General features: G+C 38.4%; 16 protein-coding genes. 8 read left to right on the plus strand and 8 right to left on the minus strand.

The genetic code is table 11. The features are described from left to right. Window positions 1-940: 940 nt before the first annotated feature. Window positions 941-1,285, plus strand: a complete 345-nt coding sequence (locus L1077_RS25665) for a hypothetical protein (RefSeq protein ID WP_237139621.1) — start codon at window positions 941-943, stop codon at window positions 1,283-1,285. 292 nt (window positions 1,286-1,577) lie between these two features. Here L1077_RS25665 and L1077_RS25675 read toward each other — a convergent pair whose 3' ends face one another. From L1077_RS25675 to L1077_RS25690, 4 genes are all read right to left on the minus strand, one after another. Then, window positions 1,578-2,030, minus strand: a complete 453-nt coding sequence (locus L1077_RS25675) for a hypothetical protein (protein ID WP_237139622.1) — start codon at window positions 2,028-2,030, stop codon at window positions 1,578-1,580. 751 nt (window positions 2,031-2,781) lie between these two features. Next, window positions 2,782-3,711 (minus strand): hypothetical protein, encoded by a 930-nt coding sequence (locus tag L1077_RS25680; RefSeq protein ID WP_237139623.1) that lies wholly within the window; start codon window positions 3,709-3,711, stop codon window positions 2,782-2,784. Further along, entirely contained in the window at window positions 3,711-5,093 is a 1,383-nt protein-coding gene (locus tag L1077_RS25685) for an AAA family ATPase (protein WP_063361701.1), read from the minus strand. Before L1077_RS25685 ends, L1077_RS25680 begins: the two co-directional genes overlap by 1 nt. Before the next feature lie 981 nt (window positions 5,094-6,074). Next, entirely contained in the window at window positions 6,075-7,880 is a 1,806-nt protein-coding gene (locus L1077_RS25690; RefSeq protein WP_237139624.1) for an RICIN domain-containing protein, read from the minus strand. 318 nt (window positions 7,881-8,198) lie between these two features. On the opposite strand from L1077_RS25690, the gene L1077_RS25695 reads away from it, so the two are divergent. The 7 genes from L1077_RS25695 (at window position 8,199) to L1077_RS25725 (ending at window position 15,883) form a co-directional block, all read left to right on the plus strand. After that, on the plus strand, window positions 8,199-9,083 hold the full coding sequence (locus tag L1077_RS25695; RefSeq protein WP_237139625.1) for a hypothetical protein: 885 nt from the start codon (window positions 8,199-8,201) through the stop codon (window positions 9,081-9,083). Between the two features lie 208 nt (window positions 9,084-9,291). After that, window positions 9,292-9,675 (plus strand): response regulator, encoded by a 384-nt coding sequence (locus tag L1077_RS25700; RefSeq protein WP_023399139.1) that lies wholly within the window; start codon window positions 9,292-9,294, stop codon window positions 9,673-9,675. Then, complete coding sequence (locus L1077_RS25705; protein ID WP_237139626.1) at window positions 9,672-10,583, plus strand: AAA family ATPase; 912 nt, start codon at window positions 9,672-9,674, stop codon at window positions 10,581-10,583. The genes L1077_RS25700 and L1077_RS25705 overlap by 4 nt, the downstream gene beginning before the upstream one ends. Then, window positions 10,583-11,536 (plus strand): DUF58 domain-containing protein, encoded by a 954-nt coding sequence (locus L1077_RS25710; RefSeq protein ID WP_237139627.1) that lies wholly within the window; start codon window positions 10,583-10,585, stop codon window positions 11,534-11,536. Before L1077_RS25705 ends, L1077_RS25710 begins: the two co-directional genes overlap by 1 nt. Next, complete coding sequence (locus L1077_RS25715) at window positions 11,526-13,481, plus strand: transglutaminase family protein (protein WP_237139628.1); 1,956 nt, start codon at window positions 11,526-11,528, stop codon at window positions 13,479-13,481. Before L1077_RS25710 ends, L1077_RS25715 begins: the two co-directional genes overlap by 11 nt. Before the next feature lie 6 nt (window positions 13,482-13,487). Beyond that, window positions 13,488-14,810, plus strand: coding sequence for a Na+/H+ antiporter family protein (locus L1077_RS25720; RefSeq protein ID WP_237139629.1), 1,323 nt, complete (start codon window positions 13,488-13,490; stop codon window positions 14,808-14,810). 197 nt (window positions 14,811-15,007) lie between these two features. Continuing rightward, window positions 15,008-15,883 carry a 2-phospho-L-lactate transferase CofD family protein gene (locus tag L1077_RS25725; RefSeq protein ID WP_237139630.1) on the plus strand — a complete coding sequence of 292 codons (876 nt, stop codon included), beginning with the start codon at window positions 15,008-15,010 and terminating at the stop codon, window positions 15,881-15,883. A 10-nt stretch (window positions 15,884-15,893) separates the two neighbouring features. Here the strand turns inward: L1077_RS25725 and L1077_RS25730 are convergent, their stop codons facing one another. The 4 genes from L1077_RS25730 to L1077_RS25745 form a co-directional block, all read right to left on the minus strand. Then, window positions 15,894-16,922: a substrate-binding domain-containing protein gene (locus tag L1077_RS25730; RefSeq protein ID WP_237139631.1), complete on the minus strand. Its 1,029-nt coding sequence runs from the start codon at window positions 16,920-16,922 to the stop codon at window positions 15,894-15,896. Between the two features lie 97 nt (window positions 16,923-17,019). Further along, on the minus strand, window positions 17,020-17,685 hold the full coding sequence (locus L1077_RS25735) for a hypothetical protein (protein ID WP_237139632.1): 666 nt from the start codon (window positions 17,683-17,685) through the stop codon (window positions 17,020-17,022). A 105-nt stretch (window positions 17,686-17,790) separates the two neighbouring features. Then, on the minus strand, window positions 17,791-18,927 hold the full coding sequence (locus tag L1077_RS25740; RefSeq protein WP_237139633.1) for a glycosyltransferase family 4 protein: 1,137 nt from the start codon (window positions 18,925-18,927) through the stop codon (window positions 17,791-17,793). A 156-nt stretch (window positions 18,928-19,083) separates the two neighbouring features. Continuing rightward, window positions 19,084-19,539 (minus strand): GNAT family N-acetyltransferase, encoded by a 456-nt coding sequence (locus L1077_RS25745; protein ID WP_237139634.1) that lies wholly within the window; start codon window positions 19,537-19,539, stop codon window positions 19,084-19,086.

Here is a 19,539-nt window from a genome sequence, read left to right on the forward strand (position 1 = left end):
GAAACAAGGACCATGTGCGCTGCTGAGTTATTGAAAAATAGCTAAGTTGGGGCTTTATTATCGATGTGTGTTACTAAAGTGTTGGGGAAAAGGTAGCGAAGCAAAAAATGTTAGTCGGTATATGGTAAATCACTGAATTATATCGACACGAATTTTAGTATCAAGTATTTGGTCATGCTACTAATAAACCTTAGATAAAATTATAGAGGTGAATTTGGTTTTATTTTCAACTGGGAGTTTGTAAACTCAAAATCTGGCAATCTATTTCTAATAATTACGCACTTGAAAAAGTAATGAAAACGAAGGGTTGTTCAGTTTTAAATGTTATAATTGTACCAGTTTAAAAGCATGAGTACGTCTTTTTTAATAGAGGTTTAATATCCAATGTCAGTCGTTACTATTGGCATATTAAAGGTTATCCAATGATATTTTTTCACACATAACCTTTGGTGCCGTGCATCTTATCGCCTAAAAAACAATCATTTAACCAGTAGTCTTGTTTACTCAAATATACTGTTTCTTACATACAGTGTTCCAATTTTGGGCAATGATATGCATTACATAATGACGGCATATTTTATATATAAAAGTAGAAAAGCCTGCATTGATCTTATTAAAAAAGTACCTGATTGTGAGGGTTAATACTTCAAGGTGATTGTGTCCTAATTGAAGCGTAAAAGTGTATGTTGTGTGGGGAGTGTAAATTAATAAGTAGGTAATCAAGGAGTTGCATTTTATGAAATCGCCAATGGAGCCTTTATAATTTCGGAAGAAAGTTAGAATGTTATTTTGTAAAACTAAAGGTTCCTTATTTATTGAAGATGAGTTATTATTCAAGAAGTTAAATAATGACTTAATCTGTTTTTTATATATTTATTGTCCGCTCATTAACAACTGAGTTGCACCGATTTTTCCATTAAAAATTTCTTTAAAGTAAAATATGACTACAAAATTTGCTAGTAAGCTAGAAGATTATCAATCAGTATTTCTTTTATTATGTTTTCTTTTATATAGTGTTTACGCCGCTTCTTCTGAATATATTATTGTTGCGATCATTCAAGACCCAGAAGTTTTAAATAGTTACAACTTTGGCCCTGAAAAATATAGTGCTGAATCTTATATTGATACCTGTTTAATTGTTGCTCTAAGCGGGCTCATTAGTTTAATAACTACAATTTTTATAATGGAAAAGCTTCGCTCATACCGGGCTCTTAAATCACATCTATCATCTGTATTAATTTATTTAACATTTGCACTGTTTTTCTTTCCTTCTGATGTCGGATAATAAATGCGACATTCATAGAAAGGTATAAAAAAGGAAGGGGGTTCCTGAAAGTGGTACGATCTTCTCGCCAAAGAAACAAGCAATACTACTATGAGTTATCGGCAGTTGACCGAGGGGAGAAGATACCAGATTTCTGCCCTTTTGGAGCTAATAATTTTAATCACTGACATTGCCAAAAAAGTGAAGAGGCATCAGAATGAACTGATGCATTCAAAAAGGCGACGATAGAAATGACTATGCCATATAAATACTGTTGTACTTCGGACTTGATATCGGGGCTTCGCTGTTTTCTCTAATGCCAAACAGATACTGGAAATGACAAACGCATAAATGTTCGTGATATTAAATCGAGTTTTACACCAAACTCGATGATCTCTTCATTAGTCCAGCCATCAGGGTGCAACCAATTTTCGTCTTCTAGCTCACACAATATACCTAGCTCTTTGTCTAACATGCTAAGTGGCGCTGCGGCTAAACTCCATAGCATGACGAGCTTGCCTTCGGTTTCATAATTACGCGGTGTATTGGACTCTAATGCACGAAAATACTTTTTGGTCTCCATCAGTGCTTTTGACACTTCAACCAAGATTGCATCTCTTAGATAATGCTTATCCATCGAGATTGAATAAAGCTTTAAGGCCACTTCGTTGAGTTTATCTATCAACTCATTGTGCGCTTGGCTATGGTGTCTCTCAAACATTTCAACATAGGCATCTTGTGCTGTGGTTGTTGGTTTAAGTGCCATAATCATTCACTCCCTTTGCTTAGCATGTTGTATGTGTAGAACAGACTAAAACTGCTCTTTGCATTGTTAGGTTTAGCAATTCAAAGCACAAAGTGACAAATAAAATTGTTGATATTTTTTGATTAAATTTTGTGTGAGTTTTAGTTGGTTGAATTTATTAAGATTGGTGTAAGTGCCCTATTGAGGGTTTATTAGTATTTGCGTAGCAGGCTTTAAGTCATGGCTGGTCAAAGTAAAACAGCATTTAAGTTGCATAAAGCTTTTTCAATTACTCAGGCGCTGATTAAACTTATAAATCGGCGGCGGATGCTTATGCAGTATTGGCCCCTATTCCCGTCGTTGGCCCTGCCCTTGGTGCGTCTACCGTCGCAATTGGGTTGCAACTTGATTGTATCATTAAATCACAGTAACCCGTTTGTATCGCATAGAATGGTTCAGATTAGGTACCAAACGAAAGCACCTACATACAGCGCGGTGAGAGCGTGCTTTCACCCAAACAAAATGTTGAAATTAGCCACAGCTAGATACTTCTGTCACCAGTTTAACTGTAATTATTTAGCAGTTAGAATGCATAAAACTGAAGGGTCACCACGATCCCCTCCGCAGTTATTACCAGCGAAGACCTGTTTTAAGTTTTTAATTTCTTAAGTGTACACCTAATTACTTGTTCTTCTTTTCTGTTCATTTAAAACCTCAACTCACACATTTAAAATATAAAAAATATATCAGCCAAGGTCTCAATTTTCACAATTTATGAGACGGATAAAATTAAGTTACTAGGGTAATTGGGACTGCCATCTGCAATAGTTTTTAGCCAAGATTCACACAAAGCTGTCGAGACATTTTTTTCCTTTATTTTTGAAAAATCGACAGCTGCTTTTTTTGCTAAGTTTTCATCCTGTTTTGAGCCAGCCTGAAACAAGCATAATGCAAAAATCCTTTGCAGCAATTGCATTGCAGTGTGTCCTCTACATACTCTCGAAAGTACGCCTATATCAGAGGATTCGACAACGGGTTTATACTTATTAAAGGCTTCTTTGAACCTACTGAGAATTTCGTGGTTCTCATTGGCTCTCCAAACATTAATATTGAGGGTAACTTCATTCGCAATTATTTCGAAGTCGTCCCAACGAATAACGCCCAATGGATAAGAGCACTTATTTATTTCCCTGGCTGCCAACGTAATAGTTGCTATCATTCTTAGAGCAGAAGGTAACAAACTTTTAAAGTTTTCAGCAGCATTATTCTTGTATTCTGAGCTAGTAAGGTATCTATAAGCATTTGCAATTAGATCAGGTTCTATAAAGTAGTTTTCCAAAGAGTGGCCAATAGTCCAACTGAGGTTTCTATCTGTTTTATGGTCGACCATCATGTCTACTATCTTCTCCTCTACATTAAATGCTTTAAATTCCCTATCACATAGGTAATATAGATTCGAATGTTTAACTGAGTCCTTGCAAATATTAAAAATTTTTTCTATTTTTGCTCTGTTATTTTTAGAGGTATGTTTGCAATCCCCTTTTATTCTCTCGGCTGAATCGATCTTAATTTTGTTTTTACCAAGAACATTCAACAAGTTTGAGATGTGGTCTTTATCGTCTGGTCCTTCTACGAGAATTCTTTTTTTTGAGCTCATTTTCACGCTGGTTATATATTTAGAAATGTCATTTTTTGGTTCCATTAAAAGTCATCCTCATCTTCATCGATAAGAAATGATGTTTCATCAGTTTTTAGGTCACTAAACATTGGTTTGACTTCTTTCATATATTCATCAAAGTCAGCCGCAATTGCTGGCGAATGAGTACAAACTATAATTTGTCGGTCTCCTAGTTGCTCCATCATCTTTTTGAGAAGATCTTCTTGCCAGTCTATATGTAGTGATATTTCCGGTTCATCAATTAAAACAGCAGAGTTACCACTCATTCTATTAACCGCATATAACATTGTTAATAGTTGCCTTTCGCCCGATGACATAACTTTTATGCTACTCCAAGAATCGTCAGGAAACTTTAAGCCAACTTTAGGGACCCTTCGGCTTTCATTAATCGCGTGATAGGCAAGTTCTTTTTTATCTAAAAATGAATTTACGACATCAAAGTACGTATCGATTTCTTTAAACGCTTCCATTCGAAACGATCTTCTTTCTTTCAATGCGTCCCTATAAACCGTGAGAGCACCGGAAGCAGAACTTCCCAAACTCTCTATGTTACCTTGATTAACTAGCCGTTGCAGTTGACGATATGTATTGGAATTCTCTTCAACATCACCAAATTTATCTGCATTTGACTCTTCTGTTAGTTGCGATATTTCAAAAAGTAATTCATGAGCCGAGGAATCGACTATAGAGCCTTCAAGTAATGCAGAAAAAACTTTGACAAATGAGTCTGAAAAAACTGAACTTTCATACCTAGCAATTCTTATTTGGCAGTCCCTAATTTCATCTCGTAATCTACTTTCTATTTCTATCGGTGAAGGGTAGTTAATTGATGGAAGAAACTGGCCGAATAAATTCCTCGCAAACGATGTGGACTGCTTTGTGTTAATTTCCCGCGTCCGCTTAGTATTACGCATCTTCCAATTATCATGCTGTAGAGACCATGCTTCCAGCATAGTTCTAAAAGCGGGAAAATAAGATGTATCGATATGCTTTATATTACTGCTTTTTACAAACTCAGCTATTTTCCCTGAAAGCTCAGGTACTAGCTCTCTAGTGAATCGATCATCTTCATATTCCCTAATGTCCTCAAAAGCAGCTCTTTTACTAAATTCAAAAAAGTCACCTGCTTGAGTTTCAATGGACACAAATATTTCACCATCACTTTCTTTTTGTGAAACAGAGACATACGCTCCATTAGAGTATATGACTTGAATTCTTTTAAACTCTAAAAAAGCGAAGCGAATGAAATCGCAATTTGCTACGTTTGCAATAATGTGGATCAACGTAGACTTTCCTGTGCCATTCTGGCCATAAAGGATATTTAGAGAATCGCTAAAGTCAATTTCTAGGTTATACCTTTTGTGAATTCCTTGAAGTTTGACTTTACGGATAAAATTATTTTTCATTAATGTTCCTTATCCAGTGAAAATGGATTTTAGTAAAATATTGACTCTTACTTTGCTACATCATTACCAGCGTGCTTTATATGTCTATGTACAAACAGTACGTGTCAGCATTTTGAAAGACAATTTAAAGTTTTACTTGTAAATATTATATTAATAAAAGGTGTAAAATCCAGAAGTTTAAAATCAAAAAGTACAGTGAAAATATAAGTTGTATTAAATTTGCATTCAAAGCCTTACGACTTCTGGTTGGACTTCTAAGGTGATTCATAATAATAATGATTTGCTAACGTAGACAAACTGAGGAGTTTTTAAAACGGTTTTAAACAAGGTTCAAAGCCAGGTTTCCGATTTAAAGGGTAACTTCAATGGTAAAATTTTCGAGTAAAAATACTTTGGTCCTTGATGTAGCTCTTTCGTTGTTGCGTTCAGTTCTTCGATTTTCCAAGTCGTTTTTTCGTTCAGGCCAAAATGTTCGCAGTTTGTATTGGGCTCTTTAATCACTCGCTGCTCCCTGTTATTTAGATTTACTTTTTGGAATTAGTTCATTTGTAGATTTATAGATCATATATTTAATCTTTGGTTGTGCTAAGCATAATATTTGTAGAAGTTGGAAGCGTTAACAAACCAGTATGTAGAGCATTTTACGCCCAATGTGCTATTCCTCCCCCGCGATTCTGAGCTCATTGATTTAACGATGAGAACCATAATGGAAAACACGTAGTTTGACTGGTAAGAGATTTTTACGTCTGGTAGCCATAACACTTAAACGGCAACAAAGTGCAAGCAAAGCGCTAACAAGGCTTTTGATGTCTCTGGTATGACTTAAGGTATTCCCTTTGAGTTCGCTTATAGTAATGTATTATAAGTGTGATTTTTCAAAGGGTGTTAACCGTATTTAAGGCAGAGCTAAAACCCCATCTCCCCCATTCAATCAAAACCCCTGCCAGAAAGTGCATCACCTTCTGGCAGAGTGTATGAATATTAGTTAGAAATCACCACGTTGTTGTGCCTTGTTAACACTGGGCAATCCCACAAGTGTGTTCTTGTGAAGTTATGTGGCGCAGGTGCATCCACACAGCGAGATGGTTGTAATACAGTTTTTAATTGACCATTAATGTATTCAAATTGCTGTGTTGGGCTGGTGTTACAGTCCCAAACCATGAGTTTTTCACCGTTGCTGGTTGCTGAGTTTCTGTAATCTAAGCACTTGTTATAGTCTACTTTACTTCTCACTTTTCCATCATTGGTGAATAACCATTTCTGGTTTGCACCATTGTGACAGTCGTGCAGCATAATGTCTTGGCCATTGCTTGGATGATACCCTGCAATGTCTAAACACCTATCGAATAGCTTCATCTCAACATGTTTTTCAATACCTAGGTAATTGTCATTCCAAGTGTGTGGATCTGCGGCTTCAAGCCATCTTACTGTGTTTTTCATGTTTCCTTTACCAGCGCTATTCCAAGAGAATAGATAGTCTGAGTCATTAGGTAAGCATAGGTAATTGTCTTGCCAAGTATGCGGGTCCGCTAATTCGATGATTTGAGTACAGCGCATGCCGTCAATCGGGCCTGCATAGGACCATTTCATACCAAGGTCTTGGGACGAACAGAAGTAGTTGTCGTGCCACGTATGCGGATCTGCTGGCTCCACTGTTTGTACACAGTACATACCATCTACTTTGCCAAATGATTTAAAGGTAAATGATACGCCACCCAGGGCTGTATGCTGGTCCAGAGCGTGGACACCTGTCAGTGCACTGATAGACAGGTCTTGTTGATTACAATCAACGCCATTCGCTTGTAATCTGCCGTTTTGGCATTCTTTAAATACAACTTGTCTTGATGTACTACCTGCTTGCAAGTTGATTGGATTTGCACTGACACCAATCGCAGTCATTTTATGTTGATTTCGCAAAGCTTGTATATCGACCAGCGCAAGGAAGTCACTGCTATTCAATGATGCAAACGCAAGGCTGACTTTCATCTTTTTAACCGTACTTGATAGGCTTACGCTGTTTCCGGAAACCTGTAAAGGAGCATTCTTATGGTAACCAACAGAAAATTTTAATTGGTTGTTAGGTGTACCTGGATTCACAGCCTGAACAAAAAAGCTCATGATTGGTTCGTGGCGGTTTGAACGATGACCATACTTGATGCGTTCAAGCTCGTTAACGTCAACAGCAACCCCTACTCCTAGATTACCTTTATTGACCATAAACATCAGAGATTGTGCGCCATCATATGTCTTAACCTGATCAACGACCTGCTTTAAGGTATTGTAGTCAATGTCTTTGATTAGGCTATGTACTATGGTTCTTGCTACTTCGACGTTGTTTTCATTAACGCCATCAACTAGGGCTTCTAATTGACCTAGATGGTGTACATTGGTGACTGCAACAGTGGCAAAGTGCTCAAGTGCAGCGAGTTTTTGTTGTTGGTCCGCTACAAATGTTCCAATGTTGTCTAACGTGGCCAGTTGCTGAGCGAGTGAGATGGCTTTATTAGTAATCGCTGATGAATCTACACCAACCAAGTTAGTTGCGCTGTTTACAACATTTGCACCATGTCTCAGTGTGTCAATTGCAATAGTGGTCACAGGGCTTGTAACGTGTCTAACTACTTGTGCCACTTGTGAAACGGCACCGCCAACGGTCCCGATTGGATCTTTAAAGAAGTCACCAATACTGCCCCAACCAAACGCATTTGCTTGGCTCGTCATTGCCATTGAGCCTGCCACCACAGAGGCGACGACTGCTGAATTTACGATCCCTTTTCGTGAACCCATTATTTACTCCAAAATTTATTATTGTTTAATTACACGACGCTCAAAGGCATTTATACTGGCTTTGAAATCGTTTCGTAAATTACATTAATGATTGTGGGATTTCTATTACATGGCATTACACATGTTAACCACGTGTCATTTTCGTGACTTGTTTTTAAGGCGTTTGGTTTTAAGGTAAGGCAATAGAAAAGCGCTTGATTGTGATGTTATTGTTTCGGCGTGGTTACTAATTCTGCTGGGCAAATTTATAAATGTTGTGTAGAGAAAAGAGAATCTCGGCTACAATTTAATAGTGACTTGATGATAGAGGCATAAATAGTGAGTTGCAGTGATAGGTTGGCTGGTTTGTTTTTGATAGCAGCTTGCACCTTTAGTGAAAGTTTGAATGCACATGGTGTGCATATCTACTTAGATGATCAATTGGACTATGAGCTTTTTAGTTCTGGCGATCAGCAACCTCTTAATATCGCTGGTGCAACGAATATGTTTGTGCTCTCGCAGGTCGAAGACGTTGTCGTTCATTATGTTAAATCTAGCCGAAAACGGGCGATTAAATCGCTACAGCAGTCTAATGTTGCGGCTTGTAACATTAATATGATTAAAAACGAGCAGCGCAAGTCTGATTATTATTTTAGCTTGCCAGTAAACTTTTATTGGGCACATAAACTTTACTCTCATCATGACTTGTCAAAAGCAACTGACGGTTTGCTAAACGCTGAGGGCGAAATAACGTCACTGCCTGCGTTGTTTGATGCGTATGACAAGAGTGCAATAGTTATTGCGGAAAATTTCTCGTATGGTGACTTTCTTGACAAGCAACTGGCTTCAATTAGTGCTGGCAATTTGATTTTGCGCGGTGGTGAAGATCACTATCAAACGGTATATCGGATGTTCATCTCGAACCGGGTCGATTTTTTACTCAATTACCCTGCTGAGTTTCACCGATATAGTAACAACGTTGACTTACCTATTCGCTCCTATCACATAGCTGGCTCACCCAAAGTGATTATTGGGCATTTCATGTGCAATAAAACCCCGACCAGCAAACAGTTTATCGCAACAGTAAACAAAATTCTGTTAAACAGTTATAGCGGCGATGCATTTTTGCAAGCGCATTTAGACTACCTCCCTAACGAAGAACACAGTTTGCTTAAGGCATACCTTGAGCAATACATAAAGAGAAATGTGCATATAAAGCACTAGTTCATCATATTATGTTTGCTTTTGGCTCACTCTTTGTTGCAAACACCTAAATACCAGTTTAAAGCATTTACATCGCGTTTAGTGATATACGGCGTACTGGAAAAATAAACTAACATAGCCAGTACTTTGATTTGATATAAATAAAGCATTGAGCTCATAGCCGCCATGACATAGTATTAAGTCAGTCGCAGTCAGATAGTATTACAATATGGAACTTGTTAGACCTTTAGAACCTATACTTATTATCGATGATGTAGAAGAAGTCAGAAGCTATTTAATCGATATTTTAGAAAACTTAGGATTCGAAGAAATATACGAATCAAAGGACTTTACGTCAGCCAAACCCTTACTTGAGTCCAAATCCCCCAACGTACTTTTTCTCGATATAGAATTACCAGATACAGATGGCACTCAAATACTTGAATATGTGAATGATCAATTCCCAAATACGCATGTCATTATGTGCTCAGGACATAACAGCCTTGAAAATGTGCAAAATACGTGGGAACTTGGCGCTAAAGGTTTCATAGCAAAGCCATTCAATGCCAAAAAAGTTGATACTGTGATGAAAAGATTAGAAATGATTGCATGAACCAAATAACCAGCAAAATAATTGAAAACTTGTCCCAATTGATTTTAGGGAAAAATGAGCAGTTGAAATTGGCTTTATGCTGTTTGTTAAGTAAAGGCCATTTGTTAATTGAGGATTTACCGGGCATGGGTAAAACAACGCTCTCCCATGGTCTAGCAAGCGTTCTCGGTTTAAGTTATCAGCGAGTCCAGTTTACCAGTGATCTGCTGCCTGCTGATATAACGGGTTCTAGTATCTTCAATACTCAATCCCACACGTTTGATTTTCATCCAGGGCCTATTTTCAGCCAAATTTTACTTGCTGATGAAATAAACCGAGCGAGTCCTAAAACACAAAGCGCGTTGTTAGAAGCAATGGAAGAAGGCCAAGTCACCATAGATGGTCATACTCACCCTTTGGCACAGCCATTTTTTGTCATAGCGACCCAAAATCCGCTGCATCAATCAGGCACTCACCCACTACCAGAATCACAATTAGATCGATTTTTTATGCGAATTAGCTTGGGTTACCCTGATTCAGAAGTTGAAAAATCACTGATACAGCAAGGTAATAAGCGAGATTTAGATGTGGCCGACCCAAGTCTTGCGATAAGCAATGAACAGTTGGCAGTGCTTCAAGATGAAGTTATGAAAGTGAAATTGTCTGAGCCAGTTGTGCAGTATATTTTAGATTTAGTGAGCTTTACCCGTGATTCTGGAGAGTTTAGTGACCCGTTATCGCCTAGAGCGAGTATCGCCCTTGGATTATCAGCTCGAGCACATGCACTGATCAATGGTCGTGACTTTGCACTGCCAGACGATGTACAAGCCGTTTTTGGCTGTGTGGCAGGTCACCGGTTGAATATCCCTTGTAATGAACAAAATACCGTTGTTAACTCAATTTTTGAACGAGTCACGGTAGCAGTGTAATGCGTGAGGCCATTTATAAAAGCTGGATAGACAAACTTATCGCAAAGAAGCACAGTGCTAACACCATTACGTTTACACATAACAATATATACGTTATGCCTTCATTTCTTGGTTTGTGCTTTCTTGGTTTTGCCTTACTGAACTTTATTATCGGTATTAACTATCAAAATAACCTAATCCTCGGGGTGGCGTATTTGATGTTGATGCTGCAAATTTCGTCATTATTTTATGGTTATTTTAACTTGCATGGCGCAAAGCTTGAGTTGCTGGACATAACAAGTAACTTTTTTGGCAATCACAACGAGTGTAAGTTTAAGGTGTATTCTTCTAAGCCAGTTTATTCGCTCAGTGTGCTCAGTGCCGATTGGGATGGTTATGGTTTTGAACAAGAGAACCTAGCCGATTCAAGCTCAGCCCATCTTGTCCGGCTGAATCAAAAAAAGCGGGGGAAGTATTCGGGCGGTAAATTTAAAATTCATAGCAATTACCCGTTTGGTTTAGTCAATGTTTGGAGTTATCTACTTACTGATAAAAGCTTCTTTACTTACCCTGCCCCGCATAAATGTGAGCTGAGTCTCCATGAATCAGTAAATATGAGTGACAACGACACAGAGTTATTAGCAAATAAATCCGATAGTTTAGATGAATTCTCTGGGCTAAAACCGTATCAAAAAGGGATGAGCCGTAATCGGATTTCCTGGCGGCATTTTGCTAAAAACCAAGAACTGCTTGTCAAAGACTATGTAGGAGACAGCCACGGTGTGAGCTTAGTACTTGATTTCAATTTAATGGAAGGCACAAAGGAATCTCGGCTGTCTCAATTATGTTTTCAGGTGCTTGAAGCTGATAGATTAGGATATGAATTTGCACTAAATCTTCCAAATGGTTATACGCCGCCTAGTGATACCGAAGCGCATGTTGTTAAGTGTTTGGAGAACTTAAGTGAGTGCTAAAGCGAATGTTAAAGAACTAGTTCGTCAAAATACGCTTATTACTTCATTTGCATACTGTGGCTTGTCTTTATTACTAGTCCAAAGTTTGGGCTACGTTTTTTGTGTTTCAATTTTATTGATTTGTATTTTTAAAATTAGTACGTCTGTAGACGCTGTAAAGTACCCGTCAAAGCTTGTTGTTAATTTACTTGCGATAACGGTAATTGTGGTAGTTTTTTTGTCTCTTGGGTTTAACCAGGCCATCGAGATGTTTGTTGCTATGCTGTTTGGCGCTTGCTCTTTAAAAATGTTGAATGTGAGTACGACAAAACAAGCACAAGCTGTTTATATTTTAAATTTTTTCACCTATCCGTGTTTTTATCTTTTTTCGCAAAATATCTTATCATTTTTGTTAGTTGCGGCATTACTATTACTAAATTTAGGGCAATTATTTAGTGTTACACATCGTGTGCCTTTGAAAGTTTCTATAAACAGTTCAGTTAGAAAATTTGTTTTTAGCTTACCGCTAGCCATTGCTATGGTAGTTTTGGTGCCAAAGCTGCCGCCCTTTTGGCAACTGCCCAGTGCAAAAAATGCCTCGACGGGGCTATCTGAAAATGTTGATCCATTTCAGATTTCAGAGCTATCCCGTTCGTCTGAATTGGCCTTTCGCGCTTTATTACCCGACGCCAATGGTTTTGAGCCCCCTTTTTATTGGCGTGCAATTGTTCATGATAGGTTTGATGGTAAAAAGTGGGTAATGTCTGACTTACAAAACCGTTTTTTAAGTAAAACCTATGAACCCACTGCTGCCAACTACACTGTTATTGCAAGTCCGTCTAATACCCGGTGGTTGTATACCTTGGATGAAGGCATACCTGCTAGTAAGGGGATTCGGGTTAATTATTTCGGTATGGTGTATCAAAGACATTTATCCAATAAGCCTACGCAATATGAGGTGTCTCCAGTTAAGTTAGATGATGCGAGAATGTCGCGTTGGGAGTATAACTTAAATACGGCTTTACCGAGTGATATCAATCCTAAAGCTATCGCTTTAGCAAAGGAGTGGGATGCACAAACAAGCTCGACTCAAGCATTTATCGCTAAGATGGAATCTTTTTATACGACGCAGAACTTTGAATACAGCTTGACTCCACCCAGAATTAATTCTAAAGACACCATAGATGCATTCTTGTTTGGTTCTAAAGTCGGGTTCTGTGGACATTTTGCATCGTCAGCTGCTTTTTTAATGCGCACAGCTGGTATCCCAACTAGACTAGTATCCGGTTACTTGGGCGGACAGTTAAACGAGGAAAGTAACTATTACGCTGTTTATCAATATGATGCCCACGCTTGGGTTGAATATTATGTGCCTCAAGTTGGCTGGCAAAGGCTAGATCCAACTGCTTGGGTTTCACCGCAAAGGATGCTGGGTTCTTTGGCAGACTTACAGGACCTTGAGGATGAGTTTAAGGATAACTTGGGACTGAGCTTACAGGCATTTTCTAATTTTGCAGCAGTTAACTGGCTTCGATTGCAGTTAGAGCAATTAGATTTTCACTGGACGCGCTGGGTATTAAACTTTGATGATAAAAAACAGTCGTCATTGCTAGAAATGTTGTTTGGCAACAAGCATAAGTTTTTACCTGCACTGAGTGTTATTTTGTTGCTGGTGATTGTGTTTGGCTGTTGGTTTGCTTATTTAAATCTAAGAACTCGGTTTAATGACCCTAAAGAAGTAAGAATATATAAAAAGTTGATGATGTTGAGTGATGAAAAATCTGATAAATTAACGCCTAAACAATTGTGCGAAAACCTCAAAGTTAAATGGCCAAGCGCTTCTAAAGAACTGGATGAGTTTTATAGTTTGTTTGAAATTGCGCGTTTTCACATGCGCCCTCTTTCTGCCAAGCAATCTCGAAGGCTTTCTCAATTAAACAAACAAATAATAAAAAAGGCAAAATAAAATAATATGAATGCAGTACTTATTGGGGTCATTTTGATGCTTGGCCTCTCACTATTGCGTGTGAACGTAATAGTAGCAATGACAATCAGCGCCTTGGTTGCAGGTTTAACTGCTGGTTTAGGGTTAGAAAATACACTCAATGCGTTTAATGATGGCTTGTCTGGTGGTGCCGAAATTGCGCTAAGTTATGCAATGTTAGGCGCATTTGCTGTAGCTATCTCCAAATCTGGTTTAACCTTGATTTTGGCTAACAAGTTACTGAGCTTAGTAAATAGCAAAAACAAAGACTCAGCCTCTTATCTGAGCATGTTGATCCTTGTGGTTATTATGGGATGCGCGATTGCATCACAAAACCTTGTACCCGTACATATTGCATTTATTCCTATCTTAATCCCACCTCTGATCGTGATTTTCAATAAACTTAAAATGGATAGACGTGCTATTGCATGTGTTTTGACATTTGGTCTTGCAACCTCTTATATGGTGTTACCTTATGGCTTTGGTGGTATTTACTTGTATTCAATCTTGCATAAAAACTTAACTGACAATGGGCTCGAAATAATCAATACATCCGTGCCATATGCAATGATAATCCCTGCAATTGGCATGTTGATTGGGTTGTTGATCGCTGTGTTTATTACCTATCGTAAGCCAAGAGAGTATCAGTCAAATGAAATGGCATCTGATAAAAATGATTTGGTTGTAGAAGATCAGCGCAAGGTGCTTATTGCTGGTGGTATCGCAGTTATTTGTTCGCTGCTGGCGCAAAATGTCAGTGGTTCTATGATCTTAGGTGGTCTAGTTGGTGTAATGATGTTTGCCCTGTTTGGCTTAATTAAGTGGGAGCAAAACTCTGATATCTTCACCAAAGGCGTTGCAATGATGGCGATGATTGGCTTTATTATGATCTCGGCCCAAGGCTTTGCATCTGTGATGAAAGAGACAGGTGATGTTGCATCCTTGGTGCAAACTTGTGCCAATTTAATTGGTGACAGCAAGCCAATTGCTGCTGCGGTGATTTTACTTGTTGGCTTACTGATCACTATGGGTATTGGTAGTTCGTTCTCGACGGTTCCAATCATAGCAACTTTGTTTGTCCCCCTCTCTTTAGAAGTTGGTTTCTCAGCTATGGCCACAGTAGCTTTAGTCGGCACTGCAGGTGCTTTGGGAGATGCAGGTTCTCCCGCGTCAGATTCTACATTAGGCCCCACTTCGGGTTTAAATACAGATGGTCAACATGATCACATTTGGGACTCTGTTGTTCCGACCTTTATCCACTTCAATATTCCGCTTTTGATCTTCGGTTGGATAGCGGCAATGGTTTTATAAAATTAGATTGGGGCATTTGCCCCTTTCTTTTTTGATTTATCACACCCTTTTTCATTAAGTAAACTTTTTCGATTTGCATTTTTAAAATGCAAATTTTTCTATCTACACTTCCACTATGCCTCTAAAAATCAATTGGTTACTTATTGGCCTATAAACTGCAAAAAGTCTTAGCAAATTTAAGGGCGAGGACTAATAATATGAATGTAGTGTTTGTAGGTGCAGGGCAAGAAATGCTTGATTTAATGAAGTCACTTAAACCTATGTGTCAAAGGCTCAGTGCAATATGCGCAACTGCTGAGCCAAGTTTTGATATTGATAATAAATGCGCGTTACTCTCATATTCCCAATTGGAGATTTTACAAAGTATGAGTCTTGCTTTGAACTCGTGCAAAGAGCAGGAAATGGCAACTCATGGGCATGTAGCCAACTTGGAATTATTGGCGTTAATGTGTCATACACCCACAGAAGCGATGACTGTTTTTAATCAGTCCTTAAATACGTCAAACAGCGTGCTACCTATGTCGGACTTTGCAACCGATTTGATTGCAATTACGTATGGCGGAGAAACGGTTATTGGTGCAAAAAATATTAACGACCTCACAGCCCTGCCAAAAGAAGTGTTTCTCTCAAAAGATGTAAATACATCCCTTGATGCTGTCGCGGTGATAGAAGATGCGGACTTAATTATCTTCGGTCCTTGTAATCCAATCACAGACTTAATGCCTTTGTTACTAATACAAGATATCAGAAGAGCTATTTTGCAAACTACAGCCAGTCGTTTATTTATCGATATGCCAAATTCCACCAGCACACTGGTTAATAGCTGTACGTCAGCAGAGTATTTACATTGGATGAAATGTCAGATTGGATATCAGTTTTTCGATGTGACAATCTCGAACCAGTTTTCTGAAATATTGCAATATCATTATCAGGAAAGTATGTCGATCAGCCCCGATGATGCAGCACACAATAAAACTTTAGGTATGTTGAATGCGTTATGTGAGGTACCAACTGCAGTGTCTTTGGAGGCTATGACTAAAGCAAGATTGCAAGTAACCCCGGTTAGATATTAGGGCTAATGCTTTATCTGTTACTGGTGCATGTGGTTGCATTACCTTGATTACAATAATGAAAATCAAGGTAATAGGCTTCTAGTTTTGGTTTCGTCTTAAATTTTACATAATCGTAAAGGAGTTTAGTGCTTTTGTGGCCCATTTGGTAAGGTTTCTGACCTACATTGATAGTGGATAATCCAAACCCAAGTACTCTTAGTTGAGTATTTTCTGTATCAGCCGAAATAATCGTGACTTCTTGTTTTGATAATCGTTTTTTATAGGGGGTTAACGCCGCTATGTAATTCGCATTGAATTGAGCAAATCCTGCGACAGCAATAAATATCGGCGGATTGTCATAATTCAAAATAGTAAGGAGTTGATTAAGTGCTTCATCCCGTTTACCGAGTGTATACAGCGGACATCTATCGTACTCTATCCAACCAGATGTACCGTCGAGCTTTTTCTTTGCATTTCCTGACAATGCAAACCTTACTCCTTCTATCCTCTTGTTTAAGTTAGGTGTTGTGTAATGCCCTGATTGAATACAGATTGGCTGTGGTGTTTGTTTTTTGTATTGTTTGGCGGCCTCACCCAGCGCAACGCCAAAATCAAAGTTGTTGGTGCCAACATACGCTAAACGATAATCGCGTTCTTTTTTTAGTAGATCAGAGTCAAAAGTGATGACCGGTATGCCTTTTTTCTTTGCATACTTTAATGCGCCGGATACGAGATGTTTAGAGTCTGTCGTTGATATCAAAAGACCATCTACACCTTTATCTATATACTCTTTGGCAATAAGCACCTGAGTGCGCACATCTTGGTAGTCATCAGCGCCGTCATAAACACATGTTAGGTCTCTTTGAATACGCGTAAAATCTTTACAGCCAGCAAAAGCTTGCTGATAAAAACTGTCATTTTTGGTTTTACCAATTAAGGCAAAGGTATATTGCGCAAGTGTACTAGGGCTTAAGATAATGAGCCCAACCACTAAACAATATGAAATACGCTTCACATCAGTCACTAATTCTAAGTCCTTGACTAATTTATGATATGTCACTGTTAACATCTAGAGTTTAACGTGTTTTAAAATGATGGCAATGAAATAAGTCATGACAAAACACTATTTTGTTGTGCATCTGATTTTAAAATTGAAGTCAGTCATGTGGTTTTTGATTTGCAATTGCCAATTCAAGTATGGATATATGGCGTGACACTTTAGAGGCAAGCAGACGACTAAAGGCACCAAAAAAATAGATAATTGGAATGATATAAGCAATTGATAGCACCCAATCAAGTTCTATTTCGCTGAGTTTATCGAGCGATATAAGTAGAGCCAATATACCCGGGGCAAAGCCAATGCGTTCGATTGAGCCAACAAGCAAGGCTGTCTTTTGCTCAAAGATATGTTTTTGTGCTTTGACTTCTAATAAAACTATTTCTAGCTTTTCGGGGCTTTTTTTCGATAAAAAATCTATATATTTTTTGTCTATCTTTTCAGTTTCCTGAGCGTTGGCATACACCAAGTTGAAAGGGTTCTTGAACTGTAAACTTATCTCTTTGCTTCTCACGATAAACAACAAGGCTGGATGAGCAATTATCCCAAAGTAGCCAGAAAGTAAAAAGATCAAAGAGGTTACTTTGAATGTTTCTAATCGAGTTAATTGCCATACAAACGCAACAACAATGGCTATTAAGATCAGAGTCAAATAAAAGGCATACAGTTTAAACTCTAGGTGTTTAGGTAATCGACTTCCTTGCTTGCATAGGATGGTCTCTCTGCGGCTTAACCCTTGTAATGCTCTATATATCGAATCAGACATTCCATTACTCCTTGTCATGGATAATTAACCAAGAAGGTGCCGCCTAAATTCCGGCACCTTGAGATATAGGTATAGAATAAAATCTGTGAATATGGCGGTTTATGGCTACAAAGCTTGTATCCACCTTGATAATGCTCTTGTTTGGTGCTTAACGTTAAAATTGTCCTCTGCATATTTTCTCGCGTTTTTACCGAGTAAATGTTGGTGATAAGCGCTTAGTTGCATGAATGCAGTCAACATATTTGACATAGCATCTATGCTATTTGGCGGGCATTTCATTCCCGTATTTGAGCTTGTAATTTCTTTACATGCCGCGATATTTGACGTTAATACTGGTAGTCCGCAGGCCATCGCCTCTTTAATATATGTGATGTTGTTCACTTGCGCTATGCTGTTATCTGAGCAATAAGGTGCAACGATGGCACTGTACTTTGGCAGGTTTTTCAATATCCAAGAGCGTGGTTTCGCACCCAAAAAGTGCACGCGCCTGTTTAGGCGCTTTCTAATTAACTCATTGACTAGCGCTTTTTTAATTGGCCCATCTCCGATAATATCGAGATTCACCTCAACGCGAGCAGGCAGACTTGCCAAAGCGTTTAAAATGACGTTAAGTCCTGACTCTTTAACAATATTGCCGATGAATATAAGTTGTAAACTGGGTTTATTTCTTTCGTAAGGTTTATATTTAGTAATATCTAGCCCTCTATTTAACACCAAAGGTTGCACATGCTCAGGTGGCCTCTGGCATTCAAGCTCCATGAGTGGCAGGTCACACTGTTCAAATAGCTTAAATTGCTTTTTACCTATTCTGTTTTCGTTTTTGACATCCCAAAAGCTTGATAGTGAAATATCGACGCACTTTGTACTGGCAAGGCTGATATAGTAGTCACTTTGGTTGAAGCTGCAATGTAAATGGTCAATCTCTTTTTTCTTCAGCAGCTTTGTAAGCTTTGTACCTTCACCTAATAAGTCGAAGAAGTTTTGCCCTTTGAATTGCTTCCAAATAGCGTAACACCTCCGTAAGTATCCAATCGTAGAGCATAGCCCACTAGACTCGATGAGGCTTGGAGAACCCAGATACGCTACTGAAACTGATTTGTGTAAGTTTCTGATATTTTTATATTTGACTCGGGTGATGATGGTGACTTTATGACCGATATCTGCAAGTGCATTTGCCTCACTGAGCATCATAGCAACTTCGTCGATTTTCCTCGATGTTGTATAAATTCCAATATGTTTCATTCACTGGCCTACTCATTTGATTTTGATGGTTAACTACATCAAAAAGTAGGCCATTTTTAAGTGTTTGATTTGTATTAGGTATAGCTGTTTTAGACAAACGAAAAACGCAAATTGCGTTGCAAATTAAAAATACGAAATAAATTTTATATTCATGTTTTACCTAACTTTATCCAGTGTTAAAGACATTGGGATAAAGCGGATCCCATTAAATCGCCCTTCCGGCTCAGTTGCGCTAAATCCAAGCCCCTCATAAAAGCTACGGGCATTAATGGATGCTCTAAGAGACACTTGCTTGCCATCAGCAAAACTGACTAGCTTATTTACTAGAGCTTTCCCTACTCCTTTGCCCTGAGCGTATTTCGATACAAAAACGTGGGTAATGTAATTTTGTTCTCGGATAGCTCCAAATCCAATGATTTGACCTAGATCTGTTGCTACTATGCTTTTAAACAGGGCTGGATTCATGGTTGCCTCAAGGTCTGGTATGACACGGCTTATGAATTCATCTTGGCCTTGCCTGCAAAAATGCGGCAGTATATCCATATTAGATACTTCCGATACAAGCTTTGAAATACTATGCAGATCCTCATTTTCTAACGCTCTAATTTGCAT

Origin of the sequence: Pseudoalteromonas luteoviolacea, from assembly GCF_021654285.1 — a bacterium.
GTDB classification, from domain to species: domain Bacteria; phylum Pseudomonadota; class Gammaproteobacteria; order Enterobacterales; family Alteromonadaceae; genus Pseudoalteromonas; species Pseudoalteromonas luteoviolacea_J.